Genomic DNA, 17,211 nt, shown 5'->3' with positions numbered 1-17,211 from the left:
TCATTCACTATAATTCGCAACATTATAGCAGTCTTTCCATATACTTTGGTAGACCTCTTATGCTTTCACATAAGCGTAGACTATATCTTTATCTCAAAACTTTGAGATACGGTATTTTTCTTCCACCCTTAGCTTGTGGTTTTACTCTCCCTCAAGGAGATAGTCGTTGGAGGTTATCCATATCTTTTTAAAGACTTAGGATATTCCCTGCTAAACACCCATTATAAAAACCCTTAGTGCCTAACGTATCTTATATGTCACGATTATCCATTTATAAGACCTAATTAGATTTTATTTCAACTTAGGCTATCCTTATTGTTTTTTCTGCTTTCGCACCGTTACGCTTACCATTTCTAGTTTCGCTTTGGTCATAAGGCTTTAGGGGTTAAAAGCAATTAACTCCGAGTCTGCACCTATCGCTAGATACAGAGGGCTTTCTGTTTTAAATCTATACTTCTATACATATTTGTATAGTTTTGTTTAAATTTGTTGTAACAGTTTAGTTACCCATATTTCTTTTAAATAATTCCTTAGTAGAACTTGGATTAGTTATCCTTCTTTCCTTTGCAACCTTACCTACAAAAATCTCTCCCTTTTCATCTATACTTACAATAGATGGAGTAAGCTTTTCCTTAAATTTATTAGGAATAGTAACCGGTCCTTCCTCTGTAAAATAAGCTACTAAACTATTTGTTGTTCCTAAGTCGATTCCAATAATCAAACTCTCATCATCTCCCTAACCCTTTTTTTAACTAAGAATATTTCAACATCCTCTTCGCCTTTCATCTCTTCAGCCTTGTTTAAATATTCCATAGCTTTTTCTATATCCCCTTTATCTAAATATATTTTTCCATATTCAATATATGCCTCCATACATTTACCATATCTATCAATACAATGTTTACTTTCATCATTTAATGCAATATCTAAATTCTTAATAGCCTTGTCATATTCACCTAAAAGAGCATAACATTCACCAATATACTTATAAGTACATTTTTTGTCTCCCCTTTCTTTTTCATATTCTCTAATAGCTCTTCTCATTGCCATAGTTCCTAAGATTTTTTTATTTTGCTCTAACTGTATTCTACCTATATACATTTGACACATAGGATTTTTAGTTTTTTCAAACATTTTTCTTGCAAAAATAATAGCATCTTTGTAATTTTTTAATACAAGATATAAATCTAGTAATAGCTTTATACCATACTCATGCTCTGGCTCTAACTTTAATATTTTCTTTGCATATTCAATAGCTTTTTCATATTCTTCCTTGAAAATATATATTTCACAAATTTCTACTACTGAATCTATATACTTTTCATCTATTCTAAGAGATTCATTAAAACACTCAAATGCCCCTTCATATTTCCTCATCCTTTTAAGAAGCATTCCCTTAGAATAATGTAATTCACTAAACTCATCACTAGTTTGGATTGCTAAGTCATAATATTTTAACGCTTTCTCAAAATTTTCAATAGCTATATAACATCTTGCAATGTTATTAAATGGTCTAATATTACTTTTATCTTCTCTTTTTTCAATTGCTAGCTTAAAGTATTTTATAGCCTGGATATAATCCTTATTGTCTTTATAAATACATCCAATATTATTGTATGCATGTTCATTATTTTCATTTATTTCTAATGCTTTAAAATAATCTTCTAATGCTTCTTCAATCATTCCATTTGATGCATATAATGCACCTCTATATATAAAATCATTTTCCCCATTAAATACTTCAATTTGCTTGTTAGCATAATAAAGGCATTTATCAAAATCCTCTAATTTCTCATAAACCTCACAAAGATAAATATATGCATTTTCATCTTCTACATTTACTTCTATCCCTTTTTCATACCATTTTATGGCTTCCTCTAAATGTCCATTCATATCATAAATATATCCAATTTGAACATAAGGATATGAATTTTCAAAATCAAGCTCTATCAATCTTTCATATATTTCTATTGCCTCTTTATACTTCTCTTGTGTTCTACAAATATAAGCCTTATAGTTTATATACTTACAATTTTCCTTTTCTAATTTTATAGCCTTATCTATATATGCCATTGCTTTTCCATTGAAGTTTTTATACATCATAACAATAGCCATCTCAAAATTAACTTCTGGAATAATATCTTCATCAACTTCTCTTTTTTTAGCCTTTTCTAACAATTCATTTCCTAAGGTATAAGCCTCTTCAATTTCTCCTAAAAAACAAACACTCTTCATTCTATATAACTTTACTTCATCATTATCAATTCCAAGTTCCTCTGCTCTTTTAACCCAATTTAAAACTTCTTCATATCTGCTATACTTCTCAAACACTCTCATATTTATTAGATATGCTTCTAAAATATATGGATATATGCCTATAGTAATTTCTGCATCATCTAAAGCTTCTCTATCATATCCTAATTTAGAAAAAGCCACTCCACGATTTATATATGCTGCAATTAAATCTTTATCTTCTTCTAAAGCTCTACTGCTAATTTCAATAGTTTCCTCATATCTTTCTAACTTATTTAAAACAGAACATTTATAATTCAAATAACTTTTTTCTTCCTCATCCTCTAATATAGCCTCTTCATAAGCCTTTAAAGCTTCTTCTAATCTCTCTAACTTTTCTAGTGCTTTTCCTTTTTGAACATATGCATAGCCTACTCTATACTCATTTTCATCTAATTCTTTAACCTTTTTATCCTTTTCTATTTTTTCTATCCATAAGTTAAATGAATCCAATGCTTTACTATAATTTTCTAAGCCTAAATATGCTCTTCCTATTAAATCATAATACTCACACTTATCTTCTTCCTTTGGTGTAAAGTCCACCTCTAAAGTTTCATCATATCTATAATTTTCAAATAAAAGCCAAGCTAAATTAAACCTTTCATCATAATTAAGATTTAAATAATCAGCCTTTCTCTTTTCTATAATTTTCTCATTTACAACATAAATTTTATTTCTAATATAATCATCATAAGGGTTTATTCTATTAAGCTCTCTATACATAGTTTTAGCATTATCATATTCCTCTAATTCTAAAAGACAATCTGCAACACCTGACTGCATATTATAATTATTGCTATTTATTTCTATTCCTTTTCTATAATACTCTAAAGCATTTTCATAGTCCTTTTTTTCCCAATACCATTCAGCAACAGTTGAAATAACTTGTATATCATCTGGTAAAAGCTCTACTAACCTATCACAAATCCCACTTGCTTTTTCAATCTCATTTACTACTAAAAACCTTCTAGCCTCTTGCATTTCTAAATATGGATGATAAATATCTAAAGCTTTAATCTCCTCAAACTTTTCTTCTATATTTTCTAACTCTCTAGAATTTATATTTCTTCTTATTTCAAAATATAAATCTAAAAACTTATCATAATCTTTATTTTCTTCAATTTTAAATAAAGAATAATCAATTACACCACCATAAACAATTTCATTAATAATAAAATCTACAAAGCCCTCTGGAAATAATTCATATAATTCTTCCTTTTTTTCTCTTATATTAAAAACTTCATCAATACAAATCAGAACCTCTTGTGGAACATAATAATCTGATAAAAATCTATTAAGTAATTTATTTCTAGCCTCTTCAGAGCTTTCTAAAGATATACATAAAGGATTATCTAATACTTCTTTCCAGTTTTCTAAAACCACTCTTTTAGAAAAATCTTTATATATCCTATCAACTTCCTTCATCCATAAATCTAACTCACTCTCGTCATCTTCCTCTTCCTCACAAAACTTTAATGCCTCTTCATAAGCATTCCTAAGTAACTTAAATCCTTCTGGGTCTTCCTCTGGATGAACTAAAGGCAGCTTCTTCATATACCCCTCTCTTACTTCATCCTTATCCTTAGTTTTTTCAATCCCTAAAACACCCCATTTATCCATATCCTTCTCCCCTTCATACAATTTTTCTACTAATCTTTAACTATATGATTGCACAATAGGAAATATTTGTAAATATATTAAAGGTAAAAAAATAGAAGTTAGTTTTTTCTAACTTCCATTTAAATAAATCACTTTCTAAAATGTTTTTTACTTATAAAAAACACACTAATAACCATCATTATTGCAGCTATCACTCTTAGTATCTGCATATCAAAATTTTCAAACAAATGTGATATACCTATTAAACAAAGCAATGTAATTGGATTTTCTAATATCTTTACTAAAAACTTCACCCTCTTCTCCTTTTTACCTTTTTATTATATCCATATGTGTTTTTTTATTAAACGTTCTTTTATAAAGCAAAAAGAACTTCGCTAAGAAGTCCTTTTTATATTACATATTTTAAAATTCCTGATGCTACACCATCATTTTGAACAGTATCAGTAACTTTATTTGCATATCCCTTTACCTCATCTGATGCATTACCCATAGCTATTCCACAATTTACTGCCTGAAGCATCTCTATGTCATTTCTTCCATCACCAAAGGCATAACTATCTTTAATATCTACATTTAAAAATTGAAGCGCCTTATAAATTCCAGTAGCCTTAGTATCCTTCTTCATATAAAATTCAAGAGCCTTTACATCTAAGCTACTAACATAATTATATTGCTCATGTTCCTTTATAAGATTTAAACATAAATTATATGATTCTTCATTTAAACAAAGCATTTCAACCTTAAATATATTTAAATCATCTAAATTATACTCATCCTTAATAAGTCTTTTAGAAACTCCTACTGACTCATAAAAATCATAAAATTCCTTAAACTCCCTCTTCATATAACTATACTTATCACTTTGAAGAATATACTGAATCTTTTCCCTATCAAAAATAGATATCATAGCCTGAAGGTTGTCCTTCTTTATGTAATCACTATATATGGTTTGTCCATTCACAATAACATGGGCACCATTAGCTAAGACAAACCCATCAAAACCAAAATCCAAAATACTTTTACTCAAAAATGCATAAGGTCTTCCAGTTGCAATAAAAACATAATCTCCCTTTTCTTGAATTCCCTTAATTACAGTCTTAACGGTGTCTGTAATCTCAGTAATTCCATTCAAACAATCCAACAACGTTCCATCAATATCTAAAAAAATCGCCTTCTTCATCTAAAAACCCCCATAAAAAAATACTGTATTATCTTTTATGATAACACAGTATTTTTAATATTAAAGTTTAAACCCTAAATAAATTTCAGAAATAGCAATCACTATGAAGTAAATTCCTAAAATAAATGGAATTATACTTAATAATACTAAACCTGTTATAGGATATGCAATAATAAAAATACCCCATATAATAATTATTACGCTGTATACAGTAGGAAAATTAAATCCAAAAGTATGAACCTTCACACTATATATCAATGCATATATTCCTCTGATAATTGCCCAAATTCCAAATAAAAGAATTAAACTTGCAATTGCATTAATTGGTGTAAACATCAAGATTAAACCAAATAAGATATCAATTATACACATAATAATATGTAAAATCTTATGCTCATCCTTCCATAATCTAAAGAATTTTATAATTCCATAGACAACAAATATAATACCTATAAATAATGTAAAGCTTAAAATTGAACTAAAAGGATTTAATAAAAATATCAATCCTATTATTCCTAAAAGGATTCCCTCTAAAATACAAAAAAACTTCATTAAAGCACCTCCAAATTTTGATATATAATGACAAGTATACCTTATATAAAATATAACTCATAGCACCTTTACCCAAACTTTACATTATTGACTTAGTATTTAAAAGAGTAAAAGATTATTTTTATTATTCCACCTTTTAGACATAATTATTTAAACAACTATTAATATTTTATATTTATTTTTCTGATACTTAGCAAAGCTAATTTTTTATTGTAACACTCTCCTGATATTTATATACTATGTACTATAATCATAATTAATTGTCCTTTGAAAATGTTGATTATTAAAGAGCTAGCACGTGAAATTGCTAGCTCTTCTTCTATGTAAATTAAAAATTATCATACAATCTAAAATCCAACCTCCGCGGCACGGACACGCCTCCATTAGAGGCTTGTCCGCTTGCCCGGGGGTTGTGGATAGACATACCAAAAGTATATGATTCAGACACTTTTTTAATTTTTAATGAGAGAAAACTAGCACTTAAATTTATTTCCCCATCTGCAATCTCACATATAAAAATATTCAAATTCCTAAGTTAATCTAACCAATACATTCTCGAATGGCATTCTTTAAAATCACATTCTAACTTCTTAAATAGTCCTTCTGGTATACTATTTTTATCATTTAGTTCTAAACTTTCAATTAGCATTTCAATTTGCTCTAGAGTTATTTCTTTATTTTCTCTAAATAAAATATCAACTTCAACTGCTATTTTTAGCATATCAAAAGTTTCGTAAATTTCATCATCTTCTTGTAGTTGTTCTTGTGTCTCTAAAACTTCATCTTCAATTCCCTTAATTTCTAATACATTTTCTATACTTAGCCTTTTTATTGTATCTAAAATTATTCTAGCCCCGATGCTATTTTTTAACTCTCTTTTATAGTCTCTCTCTTCTATATTATCCTCTAATATTTTCAGTATCTTCTCATCCTTAATAATTTTTCCGTTTATATATGCCTCATACATATCCTGAGCATTTAACTTAATAATTTCAATATTTTTCAAGCCTTTTTCCGGTATGTTGTATAACATGTCAATTCTAGCTTGTCCTATATTTTGAGTCTCTCCTTCAGTAGGTACTAAAAATGCATTTGCTATAAATTCATACCCACTCTTTTTTATAAACTCTTGGTATGCAAGTTGATATAAATATTGTTTTGATACATCCTCTATTCCAGGCTGATCCTTGATGCTATTATTTTTTACTTTGATATCATAATATTTCGCATCTAATATAGCTATTCCATATCCCTCATTCTTTTTATATATACTAATTAAATCTGGAATAAGTGTTTTTTTAGCTATCCTATCTTTTTTATCCTCATACATCATCCATTTAGGCTTTTCTATAATTTCTTTTAATTTCATTTCCGTTTTATTTTCAAACCCATTTAAAGGAAGAATTCCTAAGTTGCTATCTATTTTATTATTTAATGCTTCCGCACATACTTTTTCCCAAACAAGATTGAAATGTCTTGTCCCATAAAAACATATTTCTAATCCATCGAAATTCTTCCTTGAATTCGCAATATATGCATACATAGCTTTTAACATATTTTGCTTTTTAGTCATATATTGCTCATTCATTTCTCTTTCTAATCTATATAAAATATGTTCAACATCTCCAAATTCCTCTAACTCTAAATCACTTAATTCAACTTCTCCAATATCTAGTAATTCACTTATCTCTATTTCTATTAACTTTTCAGAACACTTTGTTAATATAGCTCTGTGTAACTTTGTAAAATAGTCTTCGTCATTATTTGTTGAATTCATTGTATATAAATCTAAATAATGGGGTCTTTCATTGACAATATATGCATATGTTTCATTTATTGTTTTTTCCCAAAGTATTTCCCCTTCTCCATTTAGTTCTATTATTTGCTCTTCTTTTGCATATAATCCATTCTCATAATAATCATTTATCAAATATATTATCATTGCCAAATAATTAAAGTTTTTCTCGTCCAAGCCTTCATTATATAAATTCATTGTTTGTTGCTGACTTGAATCATACTTTTTTATAACTTTTAATATTTGCTTCATTTCTCTTTTAGGCTCTTCATTTGATTTTATATATTTAGGATAGCAAATAATAATATGCTCTGGTAATGTTACTATTCCTACATATTTAAAAGAATATCTTTTTTCTTTTCCATTAATATTTTCATCAAAAATCTCAATTTCATCATCATTTAACTCATCTAAATTTATTTCCTTTGAATTAACTTGAGTTACTTTCATTATTCCATATGACTTTAATTTTTTTATTAATTCAATTCCCTTTTTTTCATCTATTATATTAAACTTTTTTAATAATTCTTTAAATGAGTACTTCTCTAGCTCCCTACAATATACTAGTATCATAACGCTACCTACTCATCCTCTGCCAAATTATTTTTCATGCCTAAACTTAATCCAAAAATACCTTCTCCAATTTCATCAAATTTCGAACAAATTTTTGAATACATAATAGAATCCCCACATTCTTCAAAGAAACTATTTCTTTTCTGTCTTCCAACTGCATCCTCAAATAAATACATAATAACTTTATTTTTAAAAGCTTTTAAGAACTTCTCATTGTCTTTAATTAAGTTATCATCATCAGCTTCCAATATAGAATTTGATAAGAAATATGGTCCTAATAATTTATCTTCATTAGCTTTACATTCATTTAATAACTTTTCATTTATTGCTACTCTTAAATCATTCCATTTGACTTCATGTTTGTCATATCCTAATTGAACTCTTATATCCTTAATTTTGTCTTGATTATCATCTACTCCTAAATATTCAAAATCCCATCTTCTTTTGAAAGCTGTATCCATTGGGAAAACCCCTTGGTCTGCACTATTCATAGTTGCCCAAATATACATATTATTAGGAATCTTTATCTTCTCATATTCACTTATATCTCCACCTAATTCATCATATAGATATTTTCTCATTTCCTCGCTTGTTTCAATTTCATATTCACTTTCACCGTTAGAATTTCTATCTAGTAATTGGAACACATCTCCAAATACACTTGCTACATTTGCTCTATTGATTTCTTCAACAATTAATAAATATGCACCACCATCATTTCTTTGATTGCTTGCCATAGCTTTTGTTAATACTCTCATAAATGGACCTGGTACATATTTATAGCCTACTCCATCTTCTGCTGATACCGGCTTATATACCCCCACAAACTGTCCATATGAATAATTTGGATGGAATGTTACTCTCTCATACTGATTTCCAAAAACATCTTTTTCTTTATTTAAAGTATAACTTTTCCCTGTCCCTGGAGCTCCAAAAATTATCCTATTCCATTGTAATTTTTCTTTTGTTTCTTCATCTAATTTTTTTAATGTACTATTAGTTTCTTTCTTCAATATAGTATCACTATTTTCTTTTCCTTTAGCTAATAATAATATAAGTTCATTGTTCTCTAATGATAAATACTTGCACCATTGTTTTTGTCCAGTTACTCCATATTCTTTTTCAATTTCTGATAAATTTCTCTGTAATTGTGTTGTATTTACTATATCCAATAAATTTTCAACTGTAAATAAAGTGCTGTTTATCTCTAATGTATTTTTATTTTCTAATTTAAAGAAATATGTGTCTTTTAATATATCTACTAGTCCATTAACATACCCATCTTCATCATTATCCTTGATATTAAAATCTCTAATTTTTTTTATTTCATCTTTTTTTATACCCAATGTATTATTCTTATTCAATTCATTCAATATTGAATAAACAGGATTAACTATTTTTTCATTTATTATTTGAATATAATTTAACATAACCACACTCATAAAGTACTTAGCCGAAATCTCTCCTTTTGCAAGTCGCACTCCAAACTCGCTTAAAATAACTTCCTCTTTACTCTCTTCCACTAGTCCTAGATCTCTACTTAATGTATATTTACTACTCCATTGTTTGACCGTCCCTACATATGATCCCGATCCTAATTTTTCACCTTTAGGTTCCTTATATATATCTAGTGCTGCCGCCAATGCTTTCATCACTTTATCTTTTTCTCTTAAATTAACTGCTGCGTTAGCTATTGCTACTAATGTTTGTAATTTACTCGTTCTTTCTATTTTGTCAAAATATAATGTTTCATGATTTGCTATCGTCATATAATTTCCCCCTAAATTTTAAAAGTTAGCTAAAAAATTTAGCTAACTTTATTATAATATTTTTTCAACTGCTTCTGCTAGTATTTTTGCAAATTTAGGTGGTACAGCATTTCCTATCATCTGATATGCTGCACCTTGTGGTCCTAAAAACTCAAAATCATCTGGAAATGACTGTAGTCTTGCCGCCTCTCTTACAGTTATACTTCTAGCCTGTTTTGAATCATAATGAATAAACCTTAAGCCATCTTTATACAGATGTGCCAATATCGTAGTACTAGGCAAATCTTTTCTTAGAACATGATATTTATGTACTGATGTTTTTTTACCTGTAACCTTTTCATATATTTTATTTAATTCTTTTGCATTAGTTAATTTTTCCTCTCCACTTTCAAGGTCCAATGCTAATTCACGAAACACTTGTATATCTTTTAAATTATGATATCTAGGTGTATGCCAGCTTATCTCTTCTGTAGGAATTGTATGAGATTTCCTTTTTTTAATATCTACTTCGCCTAATGGACTAATGTTTGCTAAATCACCAATTGCCTCTGCAACTGATATTTTTCTTCCCAATCTATACGTTGGTAATATTTTTGTATAAAATTCCTCTAAAACTTCTTTATAATTAGGAAAATACTCCGTATTTAATCCAATCAATATTACTCTTTTCCTAACTTGTGGTACTCCATAATCACTAATATCTATTTGTGCTAGCCCTTTTATATTATCAATTATTTCATACCCTATTTCCCCTGCATCTCTCTTTATTAAATCCGGTATTGGCGTTCCATCTGGCATTGCACTTAACATCCCTGGAACATTTTCAAACACAAATAATTTAGGCTTATATCTTTCAACAACTTCAATATAATGCTCAAACAAATAATTTCTATAGTCGCCTTTCATTCCCTCTTTATCTCTAATACGACCTGCAACAGAGTATGCTTGACATGGTGGTCCACCTATTATTATATCAACTCCACCTTTTTTCTGTACTAACGCATCTAGTCCAACGCTACTTCCATAAATCGGATCATTTTTCCATCCTTTAAATAAATCTTCTCGTTGTATATCAAATTGCATTACAGTTTCATCAGCATCTAATATGTTCCATTTTGTTTTCAGTCTATTTCTTAATGTATTTACTTGATGTTTTTGCCATTCCACCGATGCAACTGGCTCATATTTTTCACTTTGCATAAATCCTTCTAATAATCCACCACATCCTGCAAATAAATCCATAACTCTAATTTTACTCATCTTTTCCCCTCTCTTTTTCTAGGTACATTCTTATTTGTTTTGCTAAATGATATCCTAGTAATGGTGGCACAGCATTACCTACCTGTTTATATTGTTGCTGTTTATTTCCATAGAATACAAAGTCATCTGGAAAACTTTGTAATCTTGCATTTTCTCTCACTGACGGAATTCTATTATATTTATAATGAAAATGCGTTCTATGACCTGTATCTATAGTCCTTGATGGTTTTTTACTATGATATCTTGTTAATGCTTCATTAAAATTGAATTGCCCTCTATATTCTTCTGGTAATGCTTTATAATTTTTCCCTTCTGGTACCATTGAAATTAATTTTACTGTTTTTTCTGTATGTTTAGTTGCCATATGGTTATATAACTTGCTACTATTTTTTCTCATTTTTTTCTGATATTCTGTAATCGGCTCTGACATATACTCTTGTTCAAATGCTCCCATATTGTCCTCTAATCCATCTAATTCGCCGATTGCTTCCTCGCAAGTTATAAATTTATCCTCTGTTAGTACTGGTTCAGGAAATTGAAATTCTTCCTCGCCATTTAATAACGCCACAAAAAAGACTCTCTTTCTAATTTGTGGTATTCCATATTCAGGTGCATATAAAATCTGTGGTTTCACTTTATATCCTAATCTACTGAAATCTTCTATTATTCTTTGTGCTGCTATTCCTCCATATAACGTAAGTAATCCTGGCACATTTTCTAAAACTACTGCTCTTGGCTTTAATATTTCTGCTGTTTTTACCATTGCTGTATATAATGTATTTCTTTTATCATCTTTATTTCTTGGTCCTGCTAATGAAAAACCTTGACAAGGTGGTCCCCCTACTAAAACATCTAATTGAGTCCCTCTATTGTTCAAATATTCAATTATTTGATTAATATTCTCATGATTAAATAAATCTAATTTCATCGCTTCTGCATTTCCATGATTTTCTTTAAATGTTTTTAATGCCATATCATCAAAATCTACTCCTAACACAACATCATATCCGGCATCTAAAAATCCTCTTGATAAACCTCCTGCTCCTGAGAATAAATCTAAAACTGTTAATTTCTTATCTATGTTCACCACTTGTTTTCTCTCCTTTATTTTTTCCAATCCATACGATATGCATTCTCTTATCCTATCATGCACATTATTTCCCAAAAACTGTATGGATATCTCTTTTACTACTTCATCTTCTATTTTTAATCTATATTCTTTTCCTTTAATATTTTTTCTACCACTACCTTCTCTTTTACCACCTTTCAATATAACACATCTCCTCTTAATAATACATTATATTGATTTATCGACATTAAATCAATATTCACGACAATTATTTTAACGTTACCTTTTTTTTCATATCTCTATATGCCTTCACTTAATGCGATTTATACAATTTCAAAAAACTTCATAACCCCCTATTTTCATTTTTTCTATTCTAGTATTATATTCACCACAGCAAATTCCCTTTAGCTTACAAAATAACTTTAAAATTATCAGTAAAAGTTCTATTAATTTCATTAGCACTTTTAAAACTTTTATAAAAGTAACCTTACCTATTAACTACAATAATATGCTAGCTACTTAGCAAGCCTCAATTACCTTAACAATTTGACTGTTCTGATACATTTACATTTTTACCCATTTTTTTGTAATTATAAATGTAGGAGGTGAATACTATGCCAAATTTAGAATTATATAGTACTAGAGATAATATTGTACAACTTCAAGCCGGTTTAAATTGGGGATTTTCAGTTGACCACACCTGTCTAGCTGATGCCTACATAGCTTTAACATCTAATTTTTTTAGATTACATCCTAATTTTTTCCTTCTCAAGGAAGTACAATTATTAATGAATGGGATGATGATACCATTATAGAATGTTTACTTGAAGGAACTCAATCTCTCAATGGCACAATCTATCCAAAACAAATCTCCTCATTAGGGGATAAATCAATTCTTGGATTTTATTTAAGGCAACGACTTAACGTTTCCGCTACTCATCAAATTACAATGTCTGACTTAATTAACTATGGAGGAAATAATATAACGGGTTCCCACATATGTGGAAATAGATATCGCTTTGATTTCAATTAATACTTTATTTACACACCTTTTAGTTATTCCAATAAGAATTTATTTAATTTCAATAAATTAGTCTTTTGGGAATTATTATAACAAATCTAGGTTAAGTTTTTTTACAATGAGACTTATATTAGTAAATACATGTAAATTAAAACCTAAACCTATGCGGCTATCGCTTTAGTGGAAATAAAATCCTTTAGCGATAGCCCTTTTCTAAAAAGATTGTTGACTCTTTCCATTATTTTTGTATACTGTCAACAATCTTTTCTTTATTTTCTCTTAAGTATAGTTACAGTTGTATTTCGTATAGTATGTAGCATCTTTTATACTGTATATAAAACTTTTAACTTTATTTCTGTATTTTCTCAATTTATTGTTTCCTTTGTTAACATAGTTGTCTTAAGCCTTTATTTTACTAAGTTTTCATTGTCAATTTTCTCTATCGATAATATGTATTTTTGTTAACGTCTGTCTACCTTTCTTTCTTGATGTCTTTTTTTATTTTGTTGACATTTTCTCTATGTATTAGCATGATTTTTATTTTGTTACCCTAATTTATTTACACTTTCTATGTGTACATTGCCATTTTAGAATCTATTCATTTTCTTTTTGGTAAGCTTTCTAAGAATTCTGAGTGAGGATTAGCTTTCTGCTTTTAGTTTCCAATAAAAAAATATAAAAATAGAGCTCTTATTTCTAAAAGCTCTTATTTTTACTTATATAATTTTATTATATTTCCAAATGTATCATCAAAAAAATCTTCTGATAAATTGCAAAACTCTATTATTTGATTTTTCTCTAACTCTATATCCATTAATAATTGCTTTTTATCAACTATCTTATTTTCTATTAAAACCTCTATTATATCTTTTAATAGCCTTGGTTCTTCACTTACAATTCTATCATCCAAAGGTTCTTTCTTTCTCCACCTATTAAAACTTAATCTTTTCTGAAAATACATATATTTATCATCCGAAATCAAATCAAAATCTTTACATTTTCTAATTATTGCTTGCATTGATATCTTCCATTTTTCTTTCAATATAATAAAAGTTTCAAAGTTTAATGGCCTATCCTTAATTTCTTCTATAAAACTCTCTACTGGATATAAAAATTCTGATGCAAAAAAGTCAGCATCCAATTCTATAATTTTTTCGCCATAATCCTCTTTCTCTATTTTATTATGTAATATTAAGTGTCCTAGCTCATGTGCCAAATCAAATCTTGTTCTAACAGCTGATTCTTTGTTTGCACTAACAAAGATTATATTCTTTTCATTTAATTTCTGCGAAAATCCATCCGTTTTATCCTGATCTATTAATTGTTTATTAACTATAAAACCATTTTTTTGGAGAATATACATTAAATTATCAATAGGCTTTTTACCTAATCCCCAATGTTCTCTTAGCTTTTCACAAACTTTAATAATTCTTTCCCTATTATAATTGTGCGTTTCACTTCCTAGTTCATTCTCTAAATTTGGAAGATTCAAACTTGGAAACTCTATATATTTTTCAAAATACTCTAAAATTTCTTCTTCCATAATTTTTATTTTTTCTGATAACATAGCTTGTGTCTTTTGCGGAATATTTTTTGTTCTAAAAAAAACTATTCCTTCATTTTTTTCATCAATCTTATAAGTTTCTTTTCCAAAAAAACTTAGTGGGAATTCCAAAACTTTAGGTAGTGCTGATATTACATTAATACTTAAATTCATTTTATTAGCTTCATATTTTGAAATTGCTTGCTTAGTTACCTCTAGTTCTTTTGCTAATTGTGCTTGTGACATACCTCTATAAATTCTAGCTTGCTTTATTCGTTCTCCATTTATATTCTTAAACATAATTTCCTCCTTAAAAAGATAACTAAAACTAAGTCATTTTATTTTATTTTTAATAAACCTTTTAATGACTTTCCTTTTATACTATCTTCTGATACCACTCTTAAATCTTTATGATTAATTTTATTCTCTGAATTAATAACACTATCATTTACCTTAACTTCAAATAATATTCTTTTTGCCTCAGCATCTAAAAATACAAACTTCATATATTCTAAGATATTTGCACTCGATACATGATATAATATTATTCCATAGTAAGTCGTAGTATTTCTTATATTCTCATCAATAGTATCAAGCATATCTAATTGTGGATCTAACGCTCTGTTAAGAGCACTGTACTCTTTAATATACTTTGATGTTTTTTTCACTATATTTTCCGGTTTTTCTAATGATTTAATTGTTAACATTATATTATCTATTTTTATTGAAGGTATTTTACACGTTAATATCACATCAACTTTAACTCCAATTGTTTCAAAGTTCTTATTATTACAAATTTCATTCCCAATTTTTCCAACTCTCTCTATCCCTTTTGAAGATACATAGCTTTCCATAACATCTATGCCTTCTGCTTTTCTATTATTAGCGTACTTAGCTAGTCCAACCTTAAAAGATCTAACTAATTCTTTTTGTATGCTTTCATTAGAAAGCTTTTCTCTTATTTCTCCTCTTATTTTTTCAATTTCTTTTTTATCATCTACCATATAACCACTCCTTTTTATTTATGGAACTTATTGTATGATTTTTTTTATTTTTTGTCAACTAGTTTACTTGTTTTTGTTTTTTATTTCACTTCATTTTTCTCCTTATTTAGATATATAATATCCCTCTTGATCATTTGTATCATTTTTTCTTTCCTACACTTTTTTAGTACTTTTTGCTTGTTACTACGATTATTCTTTTCGTCCATATTCGCAACTAAATGCTTATAAGTTTGCCAATGCCACTATATAACTCTTTTCCTTTCTTTTATTACAAATTAAATACTAGCTTTTTATAATGCTAATACTTCACTTAAACGAACTTCTTTCCTTTTAAAAAAATCTCCCTATTGATTATCTTCTTGAAAACTCAATTCTGACTAAAACTTCTTCTTTTAAAATACTATTAACATTTATTTTAAATTATTTATTTTTACATAATTCTCATCCAATATATCTATTTTTATTCCTTTAAGTTGAATTTTCCTTTAATTTATGAAATTTTCAAATATAAATAAGCCGTGTATAGTAGTTTTATACACGGCTTCTATCTATTTATCATATATAAAAGTTTTTAAAAGTTATTTTAAATTATTTAACTTTTGAAAGAGCGCTACATCTATGTAATTATACATTTATGTAACTTTTGATATATTAGCCCTTTATCCTTTTATTAATAAAATAATCAAAACTAATTTTAAAATTATTGTAATAAAAAATAATATTACAATAATTAAAAATAACTTTAACTTTGAAATTATCAATAAAAGTTCTATTAAGCCTTTTAGCTCTTTTAAAACTTCCATACACATACTCCTTTATTCATTTTTCAACTAATCATATTACTTTTCAATATAATAAATATATCTATTTATAAAAGTAAGACCTCTTGTTTAAAGCTAATTATAATATTCTTCATTTTATCTGTCAACCCTCTATTTTAAAGCCTTTCCAGTTATTTATTTTTAATTTTTTAATTACATACTGGATTATATTAACTAAAAATTAGTTCATATTTCTTCTGTATAAATTTTCTTTTTTCTTTGATTTTTCCATGCTCCTTTTTACCTCTCTTAATTCGCATACACTTATTAATCCGAGTCAATTTTTAGAATTGGCTCATTTTCCTTTTGGTAAGTTTTTCAAGAACCCCGGGTGAGGACTAGCTTTCTACGAAAGCTGGTCCTGGCCACGGGGTAACTAAACTGTTACAACAAATTTAAACAAAACTATACAAATATGTATAGAAGTATAGAGTTAAAACAGAAAGCCCTCTGTATCTAGTGATAGGTGCAGACTCGGAGTTAAATGCTTTTAACCCTAAAGCCTTATGACCAAAGCGAAACTAGAAATGGTAAGCGTAACGGTGCGAAAGCAGAAAAAATAATAAGGATAGTCTAAGTTGAAGTAAAATCTAATTAGGTTTTATGAATGGATAATCGTGACACATAGAATACGTTAGGCACTAAGGGCTTTTATAATGGGTGTTTAGCAGGGAATGTCCTAAGTCTTTAAAAGATATGGATAACCTTCAAC

Annotated in this window: 13 protein-coding genes and 1 pseudogene; 2 read left to right on the top strand and 12 right to left on the bottom strand. The window is 28.0% G+C overall.

Annotated features, from left to right (window positions below; all coding sequences use genetic code 11):
- Positions 1-505: 505 nt before the first annotated feature.
- The 9 genes and pseudogenes from ACRC28_RS07130 to ACRC28_RS07090 form a co-directional block, all read right to left on the bottom strand.
- Positions 506-721, bottom strand: a pseudogene (locus tag ACRC28_RS07130) (Hsp70 family protein); the annotation flags it as partial.
- Complete coding sequence (locus ACRC28_RS07125; RefSeq protein WP_438542757.1) at positions 718-3,912, bottom strand: tetratricopeptide repeat protein; 3,195 nt, start codon at positions 3,910-3,912, stop codon at positions 718-720. The pseudogene ACRC28_RS07130 and the gene ACRC28_RS07125, both read right to left, overlap by 4 nt.
- Before the next feature lie 128 nt (positions 3,913-4,040).
- On the bottom strand, positions 4,041-4,205 hold the full coding sequence (locus tag ACRC28_RS07120; RefSeq protein WP_438542756.1) for a hypothetical protein: 165 nt from the start codon (positions 4,203-4,205) through the stop codon (positions 4,041-4,043).
- 95 nt (positions 4,206-4,300) lie between these two features.
- Positions 4,301-5,092, bottom strand: coding sequence for an HAD family hydrolase (locus tag ACRC28_RS07115; protein ID WP_438542755.1), 792 nt, complete (start codon positions 5,090-5,092; stop codon positions 4,301-4,303).
- Between the two features lie 60 nt (positions 5,093-5,152).
- Positions 5,153-5,644: a DUF308 domain-containing protein gene (locus ACRC28_RS07110; protein ID WP_438542754.1), complete on the bottom strand. Its 492-nt coding sequence runs from the start codon at positions 5,642-5,644 to the stop codon at positions 5,153-5,155.
- A gap of 535 nt (positions 5,645-6,179) precedes the next feature.
- Positions 6,180-8,012 carry an LlaJI family restriction endonuclease gene (locus ACRC28_RS07105; RefSeq protein WP_438542753.1) on the bottom strand — a complete coding sequence of 611 codons (1,833 nt, stop codon included), beginning with the start codon at positions 8,010-8,012 and terminating at the stop codon, positions 6,180-6,182.
- A gap of 8 nt (positions 8,013-8,020) precedes the next feature.
- Positions 8,021-9,781: an AAA family ATPase gene (locus tag ACRC28_RS07100; RefSeq protein WP_438542752.1), complete on the bottom strand. Its 1,761-nt coding sequence runs from the start codon at positions 9,779-9,781 to the stop codon at positions 8,021-8,023.
- A 51-nt stretch (positions 9,782-9,832) separates the two neighbouring features.
- The gene (locus tag ACRC28_RS07095) at positions 9,833-11,041 is read right to left on the bottom strand and encodes a DNA cytosine methyltransferase (RefSeq protein WP_438542751.1); all 1,209 of its coding nucleotides are present in this window, start codon (positions 11,039-11,041) and stop codon (positions 9,833-9,835) included.
- Complete coding sequence (locus tag ACRC28_RS07090; protein ID WP_438542750.1) at positions 11,034-12,311, bottom strand: DNA cytosine methyltransferase; 1,278 nt, start codon at positions 12,309-12,311, stop codon at positions 11,034-11,036. The genes ACRC28_RS07095 and ACRC28_RS07090 overlap by 8 nt, the downstream gene beginning before the upstream one ends.
- Before the next feature lie 413 nt (positions 12,312-12,724).
- On the opposite strand from ACRC28_RS07090, the gene ACRC28_RS07085 reads away from it, so the two are divergent.
- Both ACRC28_RS07085 and ACRC28_RS07080 read left to right on the top strand, forming a co-directional pair.
- A complete protein-coding gene (locus ACRC28_RS07085) occupies positions 12,725-12,925 on the top strand; it encodes a hypothetical protein (protein ID WP_438542749.1) in 201 nt (66 codons plus the stop codon).
- The gene (locus tag ACRC28_RS07080) at positions 12,892-13,143 is read left to right on the top strand and encodes a hypothetical protein (protein WP_438542758.1); all 252 of its coding nucleotides are present in this window, start codon (positions 12,892-12,894) and stop codon (positions 13,141-13,143) included. Before ACRC28_RS07085 ends, ACRC28_RS07080 begins: the two co-directional genes overlap by 34 nt.
- A gap of 700 nt (positions 13,144-13,843) precedes the next feature.
- On the opposite strand, the gene ACRC28_RS07075 is transcribed toward ACRC28_RS07080, so the two are convergent.
- The 3 genes from ACRC28_RS07075 to ACRC28_RS07065 all read right to left on the bottom strand — a co-directional run bounded on the left by ACRC28_RS07075 (position 13,844) and on the right by ACRC28_RS07065 (position 16,481).
- The gene (locus tag ACRC28_RS07075) at positions 13,844-14,974 is read right to left on the bottom strand and encodes a helix-turn-helix domain-containing protein (protein WP_438542748.1); all 1,131 of its coding nucleotides are present in this window, start codon (positions 14,972-14,974) and stop codon (positions 13,844-13,846) included.
- A 38-nt stretch (positions 14,975-15,012) separates the two neighbouring features.
- Complete coding sequence (locus tag ACRC28_RS07070; protein WP_438542747.1) at positions 15,013-15,678, bottom strand: hypothetical protein; 666 nt, start codon at positions 15,676-15,678, stop codon at positions 15,013-15,015.
- 659 nt (positions 15,679-16,337) lie between these two features.
- A complete protein-coding gene (locus ACRC28_RS07065; protein ID WP_438542746.1) occupies positions 16,338-16,481 on the bottom strand; it encodes a hypothetical protein in 144 nt (47 codons plus the stop codon).
- Positions 16,482-17,211 lie beyond the last annotated feature (730 nt).

The organism is Clostridium sp. (assembly GCF_051650885.1).
GTDB lineage: Bacteria > Bacillota > Clostridia > Clostridiales > Clostridiaceae > Clostridium.
Note: the sequence above shows the minus strand (reverse complement) of the source record. Positions and strands in the feature narration are given on the sequence as shown.

Coding starts and splice junctions, on each gene's coding strand:
- ACRC28_RS07125 (WP_438542757.1), bottom strand. CDS start 3,912: ATGGATAAATGGGGTGTTTTAGGGATTGAAAAAACTAAGGATAAGGAT.
- ACRC28_RS07115 (WP_438542755.1), bottom strand. CDS start 5,092: ATGAAGAAGGCGATTTTTTTAGATATTGATGGAACGTTGTTGGATTGT.
- ACRC28_RS07110 (WP_438542754.1), bottom strand. CDS start 5,644: ATGAAGTTTTTTTGTATTTTAGAGGGAATCCTTTTAGGAATAATAGGA.
- ACRC28_RS07105 (WP_438542753.1), bottom strand. CDS start 8,012: ATGATACTAGTATATTGTAGGGAGCTAGAGAAGTACTCATTTAAAGAA.
- ACRC28_RS07100 (WP_438542752.1), bottom strand. CDS start 9,781: ATGACGATAGCAAATCATGAAACATTATATTTTGACAAAATAGAAAGA.
- ACRC28_RS07095 (WP_438542751.1), bottom strand. CDS start 11,041: ATGAGTAAAATTAGAGTTATGGATTTATTTGCAGGATGTGGTGGATTA.
- ACRC28_RS07085 (WP_438542749.1), top strand. CDS start 12,725: ATGCCAAATTTAGAATTATATAGTACTAGAGATAATATTGTACAACTT.
- ACRC28_RS07075 (WP_438542748.1), bottom strand. CDS start 14,974: ATGTTTAAGAATATAAATGGAGAACGAATAAAGCAAGCTAGAATTTAT.
- ACRC28_RS07070 (WP_438542747.1), bottom strand. CDS start 15,678: ATGGTAGATGATAAAAAAGAAATTGAAAAAATAAGAGGAGAAATAAGA.
- ACRC28_RS07065 (WP_438542746.1), bottom strand. CDS start 16,481: ATGGAAGTTTTAAAAGAGCTAAAAGGCTTAATAGAACTTTTATTGATA.